The sequence below is a fragment of the Pseudomonas gingeri genome, from assembly GCF_013386115.1.
Lineage (GTDB): Bacteria > Pseudomonadota > Gammaproteobacteria > Pseudomonadales > Pseudomonadaceae > Aquipseudomonas > Aquipseudomonas gingeri.
Genome location: NZ_JACAOR010000005.1, coordinates 554,461 through 572,356 on the forward strand (window position 1 = coordinate 554,461; position 17,896 = coordinate 572,356).

The 17,896-nt window shown below is 61.0% G+C and carries 16 protein-coding genes; 10 read left to right on the plus strand and 6 right to left on the minus strand.

Features of this window, described 5'->3' with window-relative positions:
• Positions 1-103: 103 nt before the first annotated feature.
• The 3 genes from HX881_RS32750 (at position 104) to HX881_RS10505 (ending at position 3,728) form a co-directional block, all read left to right on the plus strand.
• Positions 104-382, plus strand: a complete 279-nt coding sequence (locus HX881_RS32750) for a hypothetical protein (protein ID WP_246356484.1) — start codon at positions 104-106, stop codon at positions 380-382.
• Between the two features lie 4 nt (positions 383-386).
• Entirely contained in the window at positions 387-908 is a 522-nt protein-coding gene (locus HX881_RS10500) for a helix-turn-helix transcriptional regulator (protein WP_177084295.1), read from the plus strand.
• 117 nt (positions 909-1,025) lie between these two features.
• Positions 1,026-3,728 carry an AAA domain-containing protein gene (locus HX881_RS10505; RefSeq protein ID WP_177084297.1) on the plus strand — a complete coding sequence of 901 codons (2,703 nt, stop codon included), beginning with the start codon at positions 1,026-1,028 and terminating at the stop codon, positions 3,726-3,728.
• 71 nt (positions 3,729-3,799) lie between these two features.
• Here the strand turns inward: HX881_RS10505 and treR are convergent, their stop codons facing one another.
• Positions 3,800-4,504 (minus strand): trehalose operon repressor, encoded by a 705-nt coding sequence (gene treR, locus HX881_RS10510; protein WP_017123723.1) that lies wholly within the window; start codon positions 4,502-4,504, stop codon positions 3,800-3,802.
• A 228-nt stretch (positions 4,505-4,732) separates the two neighbouring features.
• Between treR and treP the strand changes: the two genes are divergently transcribed.
• From treP to tadA, 7 genes are all read left to right on the plus strand, one after another.
• Positions 4,733-6,175 carry a PTS system trehalose-specific EIIBC component gene (gene treP, locus HX881_RS10515; RefSeq protein WP_177084303.1) on the plus strand — a complete coding sequence of 481 codons (1,443 nt, stop codon included), beginning with the start codon at positions 4,733-4,735 and terminating at the stop codon, positions 6,173-6,175.
• Positions 6,176-6,234: 59 nt separating this feature from the next.
• A complete protein-coding gene (gene treC / locus HX881_RS10520; protein ID WP_017123725.1) occupies positions 6,235-7,884 on the plus strand; it encodes an alpha,alpha-phosphotrehalase in 1,650 nt (549 codons plus the stop codon).
• Between the two features lie 99 nt (positions 7,885-7,983).
• Entirely contained in the window at positions 7,984-9,210 is a 1,227-nt protein-coding gene (locus HX881_RS10525) for a maltoporin (RefSeq protein WP_177084306.1), read from the plus strand.
• A 63-nt stretch (positions 9,211-9,273) separates the two neighbouring features.
• Positions 9,274-11,808 carry a phosphoenolpyruvate--protein phosphotransferase gene (ptsP, locus tag HX881_RS10530; RefSeq protein ID WP_177084307.1) on the plus strand — a complete coding sequence of 845 codons (2,535 nt, stop codon included), beginning with the start codon at positions 9,274-9,276 and terminating at the stop codon, positions 11,806-11,808.
• 2 nt (positions 11,809-11,810) lie between these two features.
• On the plus strand, positions 11,811-12,104 hold the full coding sequence (locus HX881_RS10535; RefSeq protein WP_017123728.1) for a PTS sugar transporter subunit IIB: 294 nt from the start codon (positions 11,811-11,813) through the stop codon (positions 12,102-12,104).
• Positions 12,105-12,329: 225 nt separating this feature from the next.
• On the plus strand, positions 12,330-13,706 hold the full coding sequence (locus HX881_RS10540; RefSeq protein WP_042934358.1) for a multicopper oxidase family protein: 1,377 nt from the start codon (positions 12,330-12,332) through the stop codon (positions 13,704-13,706).
• A complete protein-coding gene (gene tadA / locus HX881_RS10545; RefSeq protein ID WP_177084309.1) occupies positions 13,706-14,197 on the plus strand; it encodes a tRNA adenosine(34) deaminase TadA in 492 nt (163 codons plus the stop codon). Before HX881_RS10540 ends, tadA begins: the two co-directional genes overlap by 1 nt.
• A 53-nt stretch (positions 14,198-14,250) precedes the next feature.
• Here the strand turns inward: tadA and cmoB are convergent, their stop codons facing one another.
• The 5 genes from cmoB to HX881_RS10570 form a co-directional block, all read right to left on the minus strand.
• A complete protein-coding gene (gene cmoB / locus HX881_RS10550; RefSeq protein ID WP_177084311.1) occupies positions 14,251-15,207 on the minus strand; it encodes a tRNA 5-methoxyuridine(34)/uridine 5-oxyacetic acid(34) synthase CmoB in 957 nt (318 codons plus the stop codon).
• Positions 15,204-15,947, minus strand: a complete 744-nt coding sequence (cmoA, locus tag HX881_RS10555; RefSeq protein ID WP_017123732.1) for a carboxy-S-adenosyl-L-methionine synthase CmoA — start codon at positions 15,945-15,947, stop codon at positions 15,204-15,206. The genes cmoB and cmoA overlap by 4 nt, the downstream gene beginning before the upstream one ends.
• 153 nt (positions 15,948-16,100) lie before the next feature.
• A complete protein-coding gene (locus HX881_RS10560; RefSeq protein WP_177084313.1) occupies positions 16,101-16,517 on the minus strand; it encodes a hypothetical protein in 417 nt (138 codons plus the stop codon).
• 179 nt (positions 16,518-16,696) lie between these two features.
• The gene (locus tag HX881_RS10565; RefSeq protein ID WP_017123734.1) at positions 16,697-17,353 is read right to left on the minus strand and encodes a lysoplasmalogenase; all 657 of its coding nucleotides are present in this window, start codon (positions 17,351-17,353) and stop codon (positions 16,697-16,699) included.
• A 1-nt stretch (position 17,354) separates the two neighbouring features.
• The gene (locus tag HX881_RS10570; RefSeq protein ID WP_017123735.1) at positions 17,355-17,747 is read right to left on the minus strand and encodes a protease inhibitor I42 family protein; all 393 of its coding nucleotides are present in this window, start codon (positions 17,745-17,747) and stop codon (positions 17,355-17,357) included.
• Positions 17,748-17,896: the final 149 nt, after the last annotated feature.

A 17,896-nucleotide genomic window follows, 5' to 3' on the forward strand; every position in this document is an offset into this window, starting at 1 on the left:
ATGAGCGCCGGGTTGAAGCGTCGCTCGAGTCATTTTTTTTCGATAAACAGGCTTGGTTGTCAATTGACAACTTTTTTCTGTGGCGAGAGACTGGGGGCAATGGATGGCCAGGGCAAGACACCCGATCAAGGAGATCGAAAATGTACTGCGTTATGCCGAGGAGTGTGGCTGGCGAATCAAGGTGGGTGGTTCGCATGCTTGGGGCAGAATGTACTGCCCGCTCAACAGCGGGTTGTGTCGATGTGGCGAGTTCTGCATGACGAGCGTGTATAGCACTCCGCGTAACGTTTACAGACATGTTCGTGAGCTGCGGTTGGTTATTGATAACTGTGATCTGAACCGTATCGATGATGAGCCTCCGATCGAAATATTTAAGGAGTAGAAGTATGGAGGAATATGAATTCACTCTGAGATACCAGCTCTCGGAGCAAAACAATGATCCAGACGTCTTGATCGAACTTCTGCTGGAGAACGGTTGCGATGACTCGCTCGTTGGCTCGGGAATCCCTGGAAAGCTGGCGCTGAAATTCTGCAGGGATGCCGAGAGCGCCAGGCAGGCACTGCTCAGCGCCTTGCAGGACGTCAAACGCGCCATTCCTGACGCTCGGCTCATCGAGGTACTGCCGGATATGGTCGGCCTTTCAGATATCGCCGATATCGTCGGCGTTTCGCGGCAGAACATGCGCAAACTCATGCTCAATCATTCGGCGTCCTTTCCGCTGGCCGTCCACGAAGGCAGTGCCTCTGTCTGGCACCTGGCGGAAGTACTGGGTTGGCTCGACGGCCGCGGTTATGACCTTGATCCACTGATCATCGAAACCGCGCAGGCGGCCCAGGTTATCAATCTCACGAAAGCGACCAGCAAGCTGGCTGCCGTGAACCCGGAGTGGTTGGCGTTGGTGCTGTGAGTCTTTGCAAGGTATTGCTGCTCGTGATATCTGAGTGATATCAAAATGGAATTATCAGGGTGTATCCTGACGCCATGGTGATATCCCTTTCCTCGGAGCAATTCTGCATAAGGCTATATGATTTCTATCTACATGGATGGTGAAGATCAAACTGGGAAGTTCCGCGACTGGAAGATACGGCCGGGTGATCAAGGTGGAGAGTTGATACTGACTTGCGATCTCCACACGGGTGAGAAACGCAGTCTTCCCTTGAGCAATTGTCGTGTTCTCCCTACCAGGGCCATACAGGGAAAACTCCTCATGCAGAAAAAGCAGGCGGAGTTCAACCCTGTGGACAGCGTGCATATCTACGGAGAAAAGTATGCCGTCGTTAAATACCCGGGGAGTCAGAAGAGCTACGTCAACAAGCTACATGATGTTGCGTTCGTCCCGGAGACTGCGCTCAAGGACGACGCTATTTTTCGCTATTTCGTGTCTGTGGCCAACATTCGCATGGGGCAGGCGAAGCCCCAGGACAGACCCATCGCCGAAAACGTGTTACGCCAGCTGAATCAGGTGCTCCCTCATGGCGACACCGTACTGCATGCCTATTGCACGGGACAAAGCAGCCCGCAGCAATCTGAGGGCAATTTTATCTACCCCTTCGGAGTCAATGAGAGCCAACTCGATGCGGTGGAGCGAGCTTTCAGTTCGCAAGTCAGTCTGGTCGAAGGACCTCCAGGCACCGGGAAAACCCAAACGATATTGAACATCATCGCCAATATTTTATTACGCGGAAAAACGGTCGCGATTCTGTCGAATAACAATGCGGCGGTGGAAAACGTCTATGAGAAACTAGGCAAGGTCGGACTGGGGTACCTGGTTGCCAAGTTGGGGAGTACCGAGAATCGAAAGATTTTTTTCAGTGATATCCCTGCTATACCATCCGCAGTCAGCGCCCCCGCCCCTGATATGCCGCATATTCAAGCCACTTTGCAGGGTTTGAAGCAGTTTCTTCGTGCTCAGAACGAACTGGCGCGGCTGCAGGGTGAGGTCGATGAGTTGGCCATAGAGCAGCAGTATCTGTTGCAATGGCAACGCGAGAACATGACGACAGCCCCTGTTCCCTTGGGAAAGTACAGGCTGTCCGCGCAACAGAGCGTGGAGCTGATGGTTTACATGGCCCACCTTGCCGAGAGTCGTATCAGGCTCAGGGATAGGGTCGAGCTGCTGCTCAACTTCAGAATCCTGCGCATGAAGCCTTTTGACAATTGGGACAAGCGCCAGTCCCTGATCTATTCCTTGCAACTGCATTTCTACGAGAAGGCACTACAGGATAAAAAGTCTGAATTGGCGAGCTGCCGGGAAGTATTGGAGCGCGGTAAGTTCAAGGCGTTGCTGGACGAGTTGACCTGCGCTTCGATGGCACATCTGAAACAACATCTCCAGCAGCATGCCACTGCCCACGAAGCATTTGACATGGAAAACTATCGGAAAAAATTCGATAAATTCCTGAAACGCTACCCGATCCTGGGTAGCAGTACGCATTCCATCATCAACTCGATCGGTCGTGGGGCGCTTCTCGACTATGTCATCATCGACGAGGCCTCACAGCAGGATATCGTGCCGGGAATACTGGCGTTGGGTTGCGCCAGAAATCTCATCGTCGTTGGGGACCGCAAGCAACTGCCGCACATCCCAGCGAAACTGGGCATCGCCGCGCCCGTCGATGCCTATGATTGCGAAAAATACAGCCTGCTTGATTCGTGCGTCAGTGTTTTCAGCGACACGGTTCCAATGACACTGCTCAAGGAACATTATCGCTGCCATCCCAGGATCATCCAGTTCTGCAACCAGCAGTTCTACGACAACCAACTGATTCCAATGACCCGCGACTCGGGTGAGAAACCATTGCAGTTGCTCGTCACCGGTAAGGGCAATCACACGCGAAGAAATGCCAATTTCAGAGAGATGGAGTCAGTGCTCGAGATGCTGAAGTGGGATGGCGAAAGTGAGTGGGACGCTGAAAGCAGCAGGGGATTCATTGCACCTTACAGGGCACAGGTTTCTCTTTCAGAGACGCATCTGCCGGCGGATTTCGTAAAAAACACCGTGCACAAGTTTCAGGGGCGTGAGTGCGATGAAATCGTCTTCTCCACCGTGCTGGACAAGAAACAGTTCAGCCAGAGAAGCCTTGCTTTCGTGGATGATCCTCATCTGGTCAATGTGGCGGTATCGAGAGCCAGGAACCGTTTCACCCTGGTGACCGGTGACGATGTATTCGGAGGTAACGGTCATATCGCTGCCCTGGTGCGCTACATGGAGTATTACGCCGGGGAGCAACAGATTCACCGATCCCTTCTCATTTCGGCTTTTGATCTGCTCTACAAGGAATACGATCAATCGCTTGAGAAGCTCAACTCCCGGCTGCGGCCAAACGATTCACGATACAAATCCGAGCAGATCGTGGCGCAACTACTGCGTGAAGCTTTATCTCGGGAGTCCTGTCGGGCAATGACATTCCACTCCCAGATTCGCCTGAATCAGCTGGTTTCATTGGATAACCAGGCACTAACGCCCGCAGAGCGGCTTTTCATGGCGAATCGTGCCAGCTGCGACTTTGTGCTCTATTTCAAAGTGGGAAAAACACCGTTAGGTGTCATCGAGGTCGATGGCGGTTACCACGACACGGTACTCCAGGCTGCACGGGACGAGTTGAAAAACAGCATTTTGAGCAAGAGCGGTATACCGTTGCTGCGATTGCCAACCATCGCGAGTCGCGTCGAGGAAAAGATCACGGACTTCCTGGCGCAGTGGACGAGCGATCTTTCCAAGGTGTGAGTTCTCTGTCCGCTGCCCTGAAGGGCCCAACAGGGCCACCACACCGTCAGGACCTGGCTGCCCGGTTCGTATCAGCGTCGGGCGACGTCGGAGAAGTAGAACTTGTCCAGGGTATGCCGCGACTCGGTGTATTCGAATTGCCGGCCGTCCTGGAGGAAGGTCTGGTTCTTCACCACGATCACGTGGCTGGCGCCGTCCAGGTCGAGGTGCTGCTGGTCGTCCTTGCTGCAGCGCGCCGCTTCGATGGTGCGCTGGGCGAAACTGATGCTCAGTTGCAGGGTCTGCTCGATATAGGCGTAGATCGAGTGCTCGGCAATGTCCCGGGTCAGGCCGGGAATCAGGTCGGCGACGAAATGGTTGATGTCGAGGATGATCCGCTTGCCATCAATGCGTCGCACCCGCTTGATGCGGATCACCAGGCTGCCGGGCTCGGCCTGCAGGCGCTCCTGGAGGGCGCCGGCCAGCGGGATTTCGCTGAACTCCACCACTTCGGTGCCGATAGTGCTGCCCATGCTCGAATGGGCTTCCTGGAAGCTGACGATGCCGCCGAGCTGGAATTCGATCGGGCTGCGTGACAGCACGAAGGTGCCCTTGCCATGGATCTTCTGGGCAAACCCGCGTTCCTGCAATTGCTCGATGGCCTTGCGCACCGTGCCGCGACTGGCCTGGTAGCTGTCCATCAGTTCGGTTTCCGAAGGCAGCCGGGCGCCTTTCTCCAACTGCTCGGTGGTGATGCTGGCAAGCAGATCGCTGTAGATCTGGTTGTATTTGCTCATGGTGTTCGCTCTGGATCGGAAGTCGCCGACTAATAGCGTAGCGGGCGTGGTGTCCCAAGGCATGGAACCTTAAGGGCAGGTCGAGGGTTTGTCCATTTGTCGGATCATTTACCAAGAAACGCTCAACTCGTACAGACGAGTTGTTGCTTTAACTCGTACAGACGAGTATTTTTTGTTTCTGTGTGCTGCCAACCATTTCCAATAACAAGAAACAGCGGAAGAAAAAGCATGAGCCACGACTATCCGAATATCGCCCGCGAGCTGCTGCAGAGCCTCGGTGGTGCTGAAAACCTCGAGCAGGCCGCTCACTGTGTCACCCGCCTGCGGCTGGCGCTCAAGGACCCTAGTAAAGTCGACAAGGCCACCTTGTCCGGCATCGACCTGGTCAAGGGTTCGTTCTTTACCGGTGGCCTGTTCCAGGTCGTCATCGGTCCGGGCGAAGTGGAAAAGGTCTACGCCGCCTTGCGCGAGCTCACGGGCCTGGCGGTATCGACCATTGCCGACGTCAAGCAGAAGGGCGCGGACAAGACCAACGCCATGCAACGCCTGGTGCGGGTGTTCTCCGATGTGTTCATGCCGATCCTGCCGGCGCTGATCATTGCCGGCCTGCTGATGGGGGTGAACAACCTCATGGGCGCCAAGGGCATGTTCATCGATGGCAAGACGCTGCTCGAGGCCTACCCGTCGCTGGACGGCCTGTGGAGCCTGATCAACCTGATGGCCAACACCTCCTTCGTGTTCCTGCCGGCCCTGGTCGGCTGGTCGGCGGCCAAGCGCTTTGGCGGCAGCGAGATCCTCGGTATCGTCCTCGGCCTGATGCTGGTCCACCCGGACCTGCTCAACGCCTGGAACTATGGCAAGGCGGTCGCCGGCCTGGACGGCCAGAGCCTGCCGTACTTCGATATCTTCGGTTGGTTCCGCATCGAGAAAGTCGGTTACCAGGGGCAGATCCTGCCGATCCTGATGGCCGCCTATGTCATGAGCGTGATCGAGAAATGGCTGCGGGCGCGGGTGCCGAATGCCATTCAACTGCTCGTGGTACCGATCACCACCATCGTCGTCACCGGTGTCCTGGCCCTGGCGATCATCGGCCCGGTCACCCGTCACCTGGGCATCCTGATCACCGAAGGCGTGGTCTGGCTGTTCGATGTGGCCCCGGCACTCGGCGGCGCGATCTTCGGCCTGCTCTATGCGCCGCTGGTTATCACCGGCATGCACCACATGTTCCTCGCGGTTGACCTGCAACTGATCTCGGGCCACGGCGGCACCTTCATCTGGCCGATGATCGTCATGTCCAACCTGGCCCAGGGCAGCGCTGCCCTCGCGGTGTTCTACATGAGCCGCAATGCCCGCGACCGCAGCATGGCCTCGACCTCGGCGATCTCCGCCTACTTCGGCATCACGGAACCGGCGATGTTCGGCGTCAACCTGCGCTACAAGTTCCCGTTCTACGCCGCGCTGATCGGTTCGGCGCTCGCCAGCGTGTTCCTTTCGCTGAACAAGGTGCTGGCCTCGGCCATCGGCGTCGGCGGCCTGCCGGGTTTCATCTCGATCATTCCACAGTTCATCCCGATGTTCGTCGTCGGCATGGTGGTCGCGATTGTCGTGCCCTTCGTCCTCACCTGCGGGTTGAGCATGAAGATCGTCCGCCCTGGCTATCGCGTCGCCTGATCGTGCCGGCCCGCTCCGAACCCTACTGATTACACGCTCTGAAGATAAGGGAATTCCCCATGCAAGACTGGCAACGTTCGGTGATCTACCAGATCTACCCGAAGAGCTTTCATAGCCATGCAGGCCAGGCCACCGGCGATCTGCTGGGGGTGGTCGACAAGCTCGACTACCTGAAGTGGCTGGGCGTCGACTGCCTGTGGATCACCCCGTTCCTGCGTTCGCCACAGCGTGACAACGGCTACGACATCAGCGACTACTACGCCATCGACCCGAGCTACGGGACCATGGCCGATTGCGAGTTGCTGATCGCCGAGGCCGGCAAGCGCGGCATCAAGCTGATGCTCGATATCGTGGTCAACCACACATCCATCGAGCACGCCTGGTTCCAGCAGGCCCGCAGCAGCCTGGACAACCCGTACCGCGATTTCTACATCTGGCGCGACCAGCCGAACAACTGGCAGTCCAAGTTCGGCGGCAATGCCTGGGAGTACGAGGCGCAAACCGGCCAGTATTTCCTGCATCTGTTCGACCACACCCAGGCCGACCTCAACTGGGACAACCCCAAGGTGCGCCAGGAAGTCTTCAAGATGATGCGCTTCTGGCGCGACAAGGGCGTCGGCGGTTTCCGCCTCGACGTGATCAACCTGATCTCCAAGCCGGCGGACTTTCCCGAGGACGCCACGGACGGTCGGCGTTTCTACACCGATGGCCCGAACGTCCATGAATACCTGCAGGAAATGCACCGGGAAGTGTTTGCCGGCCATGACCTGATCAATGTCGGCGAAATGTCCTCCACCAGCCTGGAGCATTGCATCCGTTATTCGCGTCCGGAGTCGGACGAGTTGTCGATGACCTTCAACTTCCATCACCTGAAGGTCGATTACCCGAACATGGAAAAGTGGGTGCACGCCGACTTCGACTTCCTCCAGCTCAAGCGCATCCTGTCCGACTGGCAGGTCGGCATGCAGGCCGGCGGCGGCTGGAATGCCCTGTTCTGGTGTAACCACGATCAGCCGCGGGTGGTCTCGCGCTTTGGCGATGACGGCGAGTACCGCACGGTCTCGGCGAAGATGCTCGCCACCGCGCTGCACTTTCTCCAGGGCACGCCCTACATCTACCAGGGTGAAGAACTGGGCATGACCGATCCCGGGTTCGACCACATCGATCAGTACCGCGATGTCGAGACCCTGAATATCTATCGCATCAAGCGTGAAGCCGGCGAGTCCGAAGCGCAGAGCATGGCAGCGATCATGCAGAAGTCCCGCGACAACGGCCGTACGCCGATGCAGTGGAGCGCCGGCCCGAACGCCGGTTTCAGTTCGGTGCAGCCATGGATCGGCGTGCCGGCGAATGCGGCGCAGATTAACGTCGAACAACAACTCGACGACCCGGATTCGGTCCTGCACCACTACCGCAGCCTGGTGGCCTTGCGCCGTACCGAAGCGCTGATGGTCGAAGGGGTCTATCGCCAGTTGCTGCCCGAGCACCCGCGGGTCTGGGCCTATGTGCGCGAAGGGCAGGGCGAGCGCCTGCTGATCGTCAACAACTTCTATGCCGACAGCTGTGAGGTTCAACTGCCGGAAGGGGTCTTCAGCCAGGGGCAGGAGCAGCGCCTGGTGATCAGCAACTATCAGGATTGTCCTGCGCGCGGTCGCGAATTGTTCCTGCGGCCCTATGAGTCTTTTGCGCTGCATCTGTCAGAAAAATAGGAAATATCGTTCGTACAACGCAGTTCGCATCACATCGTGCGCGGGGAGGCTGCGCCCGACAATCGAGCATTGATCACAATAAAAATAATGGGGTGGTTCATGAAAACAATAATAAATCGAAACCTTGTGGTGTCCTGCGTCTGTCTGGGCCTGCCGTTCTCGGCCCAGGCCCTGGAGTTCGCCGGGTACTTGCGCAGCGGCTTGGGGAGCTCGGTCAACAGCAGTTCGCAAAGCTGTTTCCAGTTACCGGGGGCGCAGGCCAAATACCGCCTCGGCAACGAGTGTGAGCAATACGCGGAGCTGGAGCTGCGCCAGGATCTGCTGACCCTCGACGATGGCTCGGTATTCAGTGTCGATGCCATGGCATCGCTCTATAACAAGTACGATCGCGACCTGCGTTTCCAGGGCGATGACCACGGTTCGGCGCGCATGCCGCAGATGTATGCGCAATGGTCGAACATGCCCTCGCTCAATGGTGGTTCCCTGTGGGCGGGGCGTCGTTACTACAAGCGAAACGATATCCACATCTCCGACTTCTACTACTGGAACCAGAGCGCCACCGGCGGTGGTATCGAGGATGTGCTGATCGGCGACCTGAAGTACAGCTATGCCTTTTCGCGCAAGGACAACCTGTACCAGAAGGACTATATCAATCGCCATGACTTCAACGTCGCCGGCTTCAAGACCAATACCGATGGCGAGCTGGAATTCGGCTTCAGCTACATCGATGCGCCCCAGCGCCGCGATACCCACCAGGGCTGGGCGATCACCGCGCAGCATGTGCAGAAGAACTTCCTCGGCGGTAAGAACAAGTTCGCCCTGCAATACGGCGAGGGGCCGGGCACCGGCCTGGGCTACACCGGCGATCCGCACCTGGATACCAGCAACAAGAGCTACCGTGCCGTGGAGTTCTTCGACTGGCAGGTGACGCCGCGTTTTGGCGGGCAGGTCGAGGCGATCTATCAGAAGGATATTCGTCCCGATGGCCAGGATCAGACCTGGATGTCCCTCGGCGTGCGTCCTTCCTACGCCATCACCGAACAATTCAAGCTGGTCACCGAACTGGGCCACGATCAGGTCGAGGCACCGGGCGGTACCCGCAAGCTCAGCAAGTTTACCTTCGCGCCGACCTGGTCGCCCAAGGGCCCGGATTTCTGGGCGCGTCCCGAGGTCCGTCTGTACTACACCTACGCCAGCTGGAACAAGGCGGCGCAGCGGGCGGCCAACGAGTTGGCGGCGGGCTCCGCGCTGTCGGATACCGGCGCTTTCGGCAACGCGCTCAATGGCGCCAACTTTGGCGTGCAGGTCGAGTACTGGTGGAAATAAGTCCATGCTGGCGGGGCAGTTGCTCTGCCGGCGTTTCAAAGAACAACGATAAAAGGTGATGTCATGACCGCAACCCCTTCCCTGGAACTGCTGGCGCCGCTGTCAGGGCTGCTGATGCCGCTGGAGCGGGTCCCCGATCCGGTGTTTTCCAGTCGCCTGATCGGTGATGGCCTGTGCATCGATCCGACCTCCAGCGTGCTCTGTGCACCGCTGGCCGGGGTGATCAGCAATGTCCAGGACAGCGGGCATGCCATCAGCATCACCGATGAGCGTGGCGTGCAGGTGCTGATGCATATCGGCCTGGATACCGTGAACCTGGCGGGCAAGGGCTTCACCGCGCGGGTTCGCGAAGGCGAGCAGGTGCAGGCCGGGCAGGTACTGATCGAGTTCGATGCGGACTATCTGGCGCTGCATGCCCGCAGCCTGCTGACCCTGGTGCTGGTGGTCAGCGGCGAGCCCTTTACCCTGCTGGTGCCCGACGACGGCCTGGTCGAAAGTGGCCAGCCGCTGCTGAGCTTGAGCCCGGCGCAGACGAGCAGCGTCGAGGCCGTGGAAGAAGAGGGCGAGGCGTTGTTCTCCCGGCCCCTGAGCCTGCCCAATGCCAATGGCCTGCATGCCCGGCCGGCGGCGGTGCTGGCCCAGGCGGCGAAAGGTTTTGCCGCCAGCATCCATCTGCACAAACGCCAGGACAGCGCCAATGCCAAGTCGCTGGTGGCGATCATGGCCTTGCAGACTGTCCAGGGCGATGTACTGCAGGTCAGTGCCGTCGGCGAGGATGCCCAGGCTGCCCTCGATGCACTGACTGCGCTGATCACCGAAGGCTGTGGCGAAACCACCGCGGCCGAAACCACCGGGGAAACCTTCGAGGCTCCCGAGGCGTCGTCCGCGACCCTGTTGCGGGGCGTCTGCGCTTCACCGGGCTCGGCCTTCGGCAAGGTGGTGCAGGTCTCCGAGCAGGTCCTGAATATCCAGGAAGCCGGTGCCGGCGAGGCTCACGAGCGAGCCACCCTCGAACGCGCCTTGACGGAGGCGACCCTGGCCCTGCAGACCTTGCAGGACAATGCGGTCGGCAGCGCCCAGGCGCAGATTTTCCGGGCCCACCAGGAGTTGCTGGAAGACCCGAGCCTGCTGGAACAGGCCCAGTTGCTGGTGGTCCAGGGCAAGAGCGCGGCCTTCGCCTGGCGTGCGGCCACCGAAGAGACTGCGGCCCTGTTCAAGCGCCTCGGCAGCGAACTGCTCGCCGAGCGGGCCCTGGACCTGATGGATGTCGGCCAGCGTGTGCTTCGCTTGATCCTGGGTGTCCAGGAACAGGCGGCGGAGTTGCCGGACGATGCGATCCTGATCGCCGACCAGCTGACACCCTCGCAGACCGCCGGGCTCGATACCCGCAAGGTGCTGGGTTTCGCCACGGTCGGCGGTGGGGCCACCAGCCATGTCGCGATACTCGCCCGGGCCTTTGGCCTGCCGGCGTTGTGCGGGTTGCCGGCGCAGGTGCTGAACATTGCCAGCGGTACCCAGGTGCTGCTGGATGCCGACCTTGGGCAACTGCACCTCAAGCCCGAGGAGGCGGACGTCCAGCAGTTGCTGGTCAAGCGCCAGCAACAGCGCCAGCGTCGCCAGCGCGAAACCGAGCAATCGCACCAGGTCGCGCGTACCCGCGATGGCCATCATGTCGAGGTGACGGCCAACGTCGCTTCCCTGGAAGAAGTGGAGCAGTCGCTGACCCTGGGCGGTGAAGGCGTCGGTTTGCTGCGCTCGGAGTTTCTCTATCTCGATCGCAGCAGTGCGCCGAGTATCGAGGAACAGGGCGCGACCTATTCGGCGATCGCCCGGGCGCTGGGGCCGGAACGCAACCTGGTGGTGCGCACCCTCGATGTCGGCGGTGACAAACCGCTGGCCTATGTGCCGATGGACAGCGAGGCCAACCCGTTCCTCGGCATGCGCGGCATTCGCCTGTGCCTGCAGCGTCCCGAACTGCTGCGCCAGCAATTGCGGGCGATCCTCGCCTGCGCCGGGCAGACCCGGCTGCACATCATGCTGCCGATGATCACCCAGTTGTCCGAATTGCGTCAGGCCCGGCAGTTCCTGGTCGAGGAAGCGCGTGCATTGGGGCTGGGCGAACTGCCGAAACTGGGGATCATGATCGAGGTGCCCTCGGCGGCCCTGATGGCCGACCTGTTTGCCCCGGAAGTGGATTTCTTCTCCGTCGGCACCAACGACCTGACGCAGTACACCCTGGCGATGGACCGTGATCATCCGCAGCTGGCGAGCCAGGCCGACAGCCTGCATCCGGCGGTGCTGCGCCTGATCGCCACCACCGTCAAGGCCGCCCATGCCCATGGCAAGTGGGTCGGGGTTTGCGGCGCGCTGGCCTCCGAGGCGCTGGCGGTGCCGGCCCTGCTGGGGCTGGGGGTGGATGAGTTGTCGGTCAGCGTGCCGTTGATCCCGTCGATCAAGGCGGCGATACGCGAGGTCAACCTGGATGAGTGCCAGGTCCTGGCACAACGGATTCTCGGCCAGGAAAGCGCGGAACAGGTCCGCGAGCTGCTGCGCCTTCATCAACAAGCAACGGCGGCCGCGCCGGTCCTGGAGAACTGAGCATGTTCGATACATTGAAGCGGGCGTTCTGGAAGGCCCTGACCCCGGATCTGGTGGAAGACCGGTCGACGCTCGCCAGTGCGGCGGCTCCGCTGGAGGAACTGGCCGCGCCGATCCTGGCGGCCCTGGGTGGAGCAGCCAATCTCAAGTCCCGGCAGCGGGTGGCGCTGACACGGTTGCGGGTCGAGTTGCAGGATGCGACCCGCCTCGATCAACAGGCCCTGCGGGCGGCCGGCGTGCCTGGAGTGATGACATTGCCCGGTGGCGTGGTGCATTTACTGGTGGGGCTGGACTGACGTCTTCGCCGGCAAGCCGGCTCCCACAAGGTTCGCGTGGTACTCCAGGTTTGTTGATGACTGGATACCTGTGGGAGCTGGCTTGCCAGCGAACAGGGCCTCACTGACCCAACACGGCTGCGGCCCATCGCCACCCCGCCCTTACTGTTTCTCAACTGCGGGTGTATCGTATTCGCCTTTTGTGGGCTCCGGGCCCGCGGTTGATTCGGTGAGGTGGTTGGGTTCATGTCTTTTTCCCGTCGGCAAATACTCGGTGGCCTGGTCGGTCTGGCAGTGGTAGGTGTGGGCGCCGGCGGTGCATCGCGGTACTGGCTGGGGAAGAGGGCCGACGCCGAGGCCGGTCATGACTACGAATTGATCGCCGCGCCGCTGGATGTCGAGCTGGTGGCCGGGCACCAGACCCCGGCCTGGGCCTTCGGTCCCTCGGCACCGGGCACCGAGCTGCGGGTCCGTCAGGGCGAGTGGCTGCGGGTGCGGTTCATCAACCACCTGCCGGTCGCCACCACCATTCACTGGCACGGCATCCGCCTGCCGCTGGAAATGGACGGGGTGCCCTACGTGTCGCAACTGCCGGTATTGCCGGGCGAGTATTTCGACTACAAGTTCCGCGTGCCGGATGCCGGCAGCTACTGGTACCACCCCCACGTCAACAGCAGCGAGGAACTGGGTCGCGGGCTGGTCGGTCCGTTGATCGTCGAGGAGCGCGAGCCCACCGGTTTTCGCTACGAGCGCACCCTCAGCCTGAAAAGCTGGCATGTCGATGAAGAAGGCGCGTTCGTGCCCTTCAGCATCCCCCGGGAAGCGGCGCGGGGCGGCACGGCCGGACGACTGGCGACCATCAATGGCACGCCGCAGGCCGTGGTCGACCTGCCGGCCGGGCAGATCACCCGCGTGCGCCTGCTCAACCTCGATAACACCCTGACCTACCGCATCAATATCCCGGGCGCCGAAGCGCAGATCTATGCCCTGGACGGCAACCCCGTGGCCCCACGGCCCCTGGGCAAGGAATACTGGCTTGGGCCGGGCATGCGCATCTGCCTGGCGATCAAGGCCCCGGCGGCGGGCGAGGAACTGTCCCTGCGCAATGGCCCGGTGCGGCTCGGCACCTTCCGTTCGGTGGCCAACGCCGACGCCCCGACCGAGTGGCCGGCGGCGCTGCCGGCCAACCCGATCGCCGAACCGGACCTGGCGAATGCCGAGAAGCTCAACTTCAATTTCGAATGGGTTGGCTCGGTCTCGGTGAATGTCGATAATGGCCGCCCGCCAAGCCTCTGGCAGATCAACGGCAAGGCCTGGGACATCACGGACAAGACCTGCGCCGACCGGCCCATCGCCAAGCTGGAGAAGGGCAAGAGCTACATTTTCGAATTGAAGAACATGACCCAGTATCAGCATCCGATCCACTTGCACGGCATGAGCTTCAAGGTCATTGCCTCGAATCGCAAGACGATCACCCCGTACTTCACCGATACCTACCTGCTGGGCAAGAACGAGCGCGCGCGGGTGGCCCTGGTGGCGGATAATCCGGGGGTGTGGATGTTCCATTGCCATGTGATCGATCACATGGAAACCGGCCTGATGGCCGCCATCGAGGTGGCGTGATGCGCCAGATTCGCCCCGCCGCGATCATCGATCGCAGCCGTGACCAGGATTTCATGCGCGAGGCCCTGCTGCTGGCGGCCGAGGGCGCGGCGCTGGGTGAGGTGCCGGTGGGCGCGGTGCTGGTCCAGGACGGCGAGATCATCGGGCGCGGCTTCAACTGCCCGATCAGTGGCAGCGATCCCAGCGCCCATGCCGAGATGGTCGCCATCCGGGCGGCGGCCCAGGCGGCGAGCAACTACCGGCTGCCGGGCAGCACCCTCTACGTGACCCTGGAGCCGTGCAGCATGTGCGCCGGGCTGATCGTGCATTCGCGCATCGCCCGGGTGGTCTATGGCGCGCTGGAGCCCAAGGCGGGAATCGTGCAGAGCCAGGGGCAGTTCTTCACCCAGGATTTTCTCAATCACCGGGTGCTGTTCGAAGGCGGGGTATTGGCGCCAGAGTGCGGGGCGATCCTCAGCGAGTTCTTCAAGGCCCGCCGCGGCAAACCCTGACTATGCAAGGTCCCTTGCAGGAGCCGGGCTTGCCAGACGCTGTGCGGTTTCGTCTATTTACGGGCGACGATCACCGCGCGCATCGGCGCCGGCAGCCCTTCGATGGTCTTGCCGTGATCTTCGGGGTCGAGGAAGTCGCTCAGTGACTGGTACTTCATCCACTCGGTGCCGCGCTGCTCCTGTACCGTGGTCACGCTCACATCCACGCAACGCACGTCGCTGAATCCGGCACGCCGCAACCAGCGCTCCAGCGCCGGCACCGAGGGCAGGAACCAGACATTGCGCATCTGTGCATAACGATCCTCCGGCACCAGTACCTGGTTCGCGTCGCCTTCCACTACCAGGGTTTCCAGCACCAGTTCGCCGCCCTTGACCAGGCAGTCCTTGAGCGCCAGCAGGTGTTCGATGGGCGAGCGCCGATGGTAGAACACGCCCATGGAAAACACCGTGTCGAAACCTTCCAGGTTGGCCGGCAAGTCCTCGAAGGGGAATGGCAGGTGCCACGCCGCGGGCTGCGACAGGTAGCGCTGGACCGCCTGGAACTGACAGAAGAACAGCCAGTTCGGGTCGACCCCGATCACCGTGTCGGCACCGGCGCCGAGCATGCGCCACATGTAGTAGCCGTTGCCGCAGCCGACATCGAGGATGCGCTTGCCCTTGAGGTCCAGGTGCGGGGCGACCCGCGACCATTTCCAGTCCGAACGCCATTCGGTGTCGACATGCACGCCGAACAGGTCGAACGGGCCCTTGCGCCATGGGCTCAGGCCCATCAGGGCGGTGCGCATCTGCGCGCGGGTGGCGTCGTCGCAGTCGCTGTCGAGGGTCAGCCCGTTGAGCAGGTCGACGTGGCTCGGCTGGATCTTCGGCAAGGCGTCGAGCGCACTCTGCCAGCGTTCCAGGTCGCCATGGCCTTTCTCCATCCGGGTATCGAGTCGGGCCTGCAGGCCGTTGGCCCAGTCGGCCAGCGGGGTATGCGCCAGGCGGCGGGCGAGGGGCGACAGATCAATCATGGCAGGGCAATCAACGAGGCAAAGTTAAGACACTGGAACCACGGCACGACTTTCGAGAAACCCGCCGCCAGCAGGCGTTCGCGGTGTTCTTCGAGGCTGTCGGGCTTCATGACGTTTTCGATGGCACTGCGTTTCTGGGCGATTTCCAGTTCGCTGTAGCCGTTGGCGCGCTTGAAGGCGATATGCAGGTCGGTGAGCAGCGCATGCTCCTGGGCATCATTGAAGCGCAGTTTTTCCGACAGGATCAGCGCACCGCCGGGCAGCAGGGCCTGGCGGATCCGGCCGAGCAGGGCAAGACGTTGCTCGGGGGCGATGAATTGCAGGGTGAAATTCAGCGCCACCACCGAGGCGGGCTTGAAGTCCAGGGCGAGGATATCGCCTTCGACCACGTCCACCGGCAGCAGCTCCTGGAACATCGAATCCTGGCCGTTGAGGTACTCGCGGCAGCGTTCGACCATGGCGCTGGAGTTGTCCACGGCGATCACCCGGCAGCCGTCGGTGCGCACGTGCCGGCGCAGGGCCTGGGTCACCGCGCCGAGGGAGCTGCCCAGGTCATAGAGCACGCTGCCCGGCTGGGCGAACTGCGCGGCGAGCACACCGAGGTTTTCGACAATGGTCGGGTAGCCGGGCACCGAACGCTTGATCATGTCCGGGAACACCCGCACCACGTCTTCGTTGAAGGCGAAGTCCGGCACCTGGGCCAGGGGTTGGGCGAAAAGGCGGTCGGGTTCTTTGCTCACGGCGGTTCCGGCGACGATCGGGAAAAAGGGTCGGCATTTTAGCCAAGTTGGCGCCGGGATGCGCGGTTTGTCGGATAAAGCGCTGCCGTGGACGTCGTCACCTTGAATCGACCACTTCCACGTCAAACCACAAGTGGTCGATGCCCTGCCTGACTAGTGCCGATGCCTGCGTACCAGGGTGATACCGTGAAGGTCGAAATCACCCTTGACCCGGAGTTCGTCGCCGCTCACCAGTTCGTATGCCAGAATCTCGACCTGGCCCCTGTAGTGATCGGCATCACGATCAAAATTGACGGTCACCGTGCCGCTATCGGTGACATACCAGCCCGATGCCGAGGCGATGGCGCCCAGCCGCGTGAGTTCAGGGTCGACATTAAAGGTATAGGTGCCGTTTTGGACGTCAGGCAGCAAGCCGATCAGAATGGTTCGTACGGGGCTGTTCTCGCTTTCCTGTATGCCGCTTATCTCGATGGTGTGGTGCAGTGTCAGATAGAGCAGGTCTGCGTTGAAGTTTGCAACACCGTTAACCGTCGCGGTGAAGGTGCCAGTGGTTGCCTTGTAGGTGTTCATGATCCAGTCCCTCTGTCGCCTGCATACCCAATCGTCTGCAGGATGAGCTCAAGCATATGAGTCGTGGACAAGGGCGATCTACTGTCAGAAATGACAGGTTCCTAGACGTTTTCTCGATATAGGGCTCGCGGTATCGACTATAAGACGCGGCTACTTTAAGACGCGGCTACTTTCGGCGTTCATGGCAAATGTACTGTCGCACGTCGGGACGCGACTGAGAAAGCCGAGGCCGTGATTCCCCACTGGCCCAGCCAGTAAGTGATGATCAGCAAGTAGGGCGCGGCTTCGAATGCCACCACGAACCGGTTGATTCCGATCAGCGTATCGGAAAACACAAACGATACTGCGCCCGCCGCCGCCAGCAGCGCCGAGCGTCTGGGCACCTCGCTGCCCAAGCGGGCCAGGGCCCGCCACAGCATGGCACTGATCACCAGGGCATAGATCACCACCGGCACCAGCAATGGGCCCAGGCCATGGGCGATCAGGATGCTCAACAAGCTTGCACCGGCTATCAGGGCCAGCACCAGGGCGACAAGCGCCGGGCGGCGGCAATCGCTGAAATAGGCTTTCAGGTAGCTCAGGTGAGCGCACAGGAAAGCGCCGAGGCCGAAAATGAAGAGATCGCCGGGCCACGCCAGCAGCACATCCCCCACCAGGGAAAAAATCAGTCCCAGGCTGATCCAGCGCCGGTAATCGGTTGGCTGGGCATCATGCAGCCAGCCCAGCAGTGCCAGTACCGGAAGGGGTTTGACCAACAGGCACAGCAGGGTTGCGTGGGTGCTCAGGCCGTAGAGAAAGGTTCCCGCGCCCATCAGGGCGAGAATCAGCCAGGGCATGTCAGTTCACCACGATCGGGCAGTCGAAGCTTTGCACGGGCGGGACTTCCGGTTCCCAGGGCTGCTGATAGGTCAGGCGCAGACGCCCGGTGCCGGCGGCGAAGGCCTGGAAGCGCCAGGTCGATTGCCCGGCGGCGCCGATCACATCACTGTTCTGCGGATTGCGATAGACCTCCGGTCCCAGGCTTTTCAGCACGCCACCGGCGGAGTCCTGGATGGCCCAGCGATAACCGGTGGTGGGATTGCTCGGCAGGCTGAGGATCATGTTCTGCCCGGTCTTGAGCTGCATCGGGCATTCACGCTGGTTTTCCACCGTGACGTTCTGGCGGGGTTGCTGCGCGCAGGCGGTCAGTAGCACAAGGCTTGACGCAAGCATCAGGCGAATCGGGGTCATAGTGTCTCCAATCATTACAGCGGTGACGGAGCATAACCCAAGATTCGCCCGCTGCCATTGCCTCGGGCATCTGATCGTTCCCACGCTCTGCGTGGGAATATCTCACTGGACGCTCTGCGTCCGCTCCCGATTTGTGACGCGGAGCGTCA

Bases quoted from the DNA above. Each gene is read 5' to 3' on its own strand.
- treR (WP_017123723.1), bottom strand. From the start codon at position 4,504: ATGAGCAAATACAACCAGATCTACAGCGATCTGCTTGCCAGCATCACC.
- HX881_RS10505 (WP_177084297.1), top strand. From the start codon at position 1,026: ATGATTTCTATCTACATGGATGGTGAAGATCAAACTGGGAAGTTCCGC.
- HX881_RS10500 (WP_177084295.1), top strand. From the start codon at position 387: ATGGAGGAATATGAATTCACTCTGAGATACCAGCTCTCGGAGCAAAAC.
- HX881_RS10540 (WP_042934358.1), top strand. From the start codon at position 12,330: ATGTCTTTTTCCCGTCGGCAAATACTCGGTGGCCTGGTCGGTCTGGCA.
- ptsP (WP_177084307.1), top strand. From the start codon at position 9,274: ATGACCGCAACCCCTTCCCTGGAACTGCTGGCGCCGCTGTCAGGGCTG.
- HX881_RS10570 (WP_017123735.1), bottom strand. From the start codon at position 17,747: ATGACCCCGATTCGCCTGATGCTTGCGTCAAGCCTTGTGCTACTGACC.
- treP (WP_177084303.1), top strand. From the start codon at position 4,733: ATGAGCCACGACTATCCGAATATCGCCCGCGAGCTGCTGCAGAGCCTC.
- HX881_RS10535 (WP_017123728.1), top strand. From the start codon at position 11,811: ATGTTCGATACATTGAAGCGGGCGTTCTGGAAGGCCCTGACCCCGGAT.
- HX881_RS32750 (WP_246356484.1), top strand. From the start codon at position 104: ATGGCCAGGGCAAGACACCCGATCAAGGAGATCGAAAATGTACTGCGT.
- treC (WP_017123725.1), top strand. From the start codon at position 6,235: ATGCAAGACTGGCAACGTTCGGTGATCTACCAGATCTACCCGAAGAGC.
- HX881_RS10565 (WP_017123734.1), bottom strand. From the start codon at position 17,353: ATGCCCTGGCTGATTCTCGCCCTGATGGGCGCGGGAACCTTTCTCTAC.
- tadA (WP_177084309.1), top strand. From the start codon at position 13,706: ATGCGCCAGATTCGCCCCGCCGCGATCATCGATCGCAGCCGTGACCAG.
- HX881_RS10525 (WP_177084306.1), top strand. From the start codon at position 7,984: ATGAAAACAATAATAAATCGAAACCTTGTGGTGTCCTGCGTCTGTCTG.
- HX881_RS10560 (WP_177084313.1), bottom strand. From the start codon at position 16,517: ATGAACACCTACAAGGCAACCACTGGCACCTTCACCGCGACGGTTAAC.
- cmoB (WP_177084311.1), bottom strand. From the start codon at position 15,207: ATGATTGATCTGTCGCCCCTCGCCCGCCGCCTGGCGCATACCCCGCTG.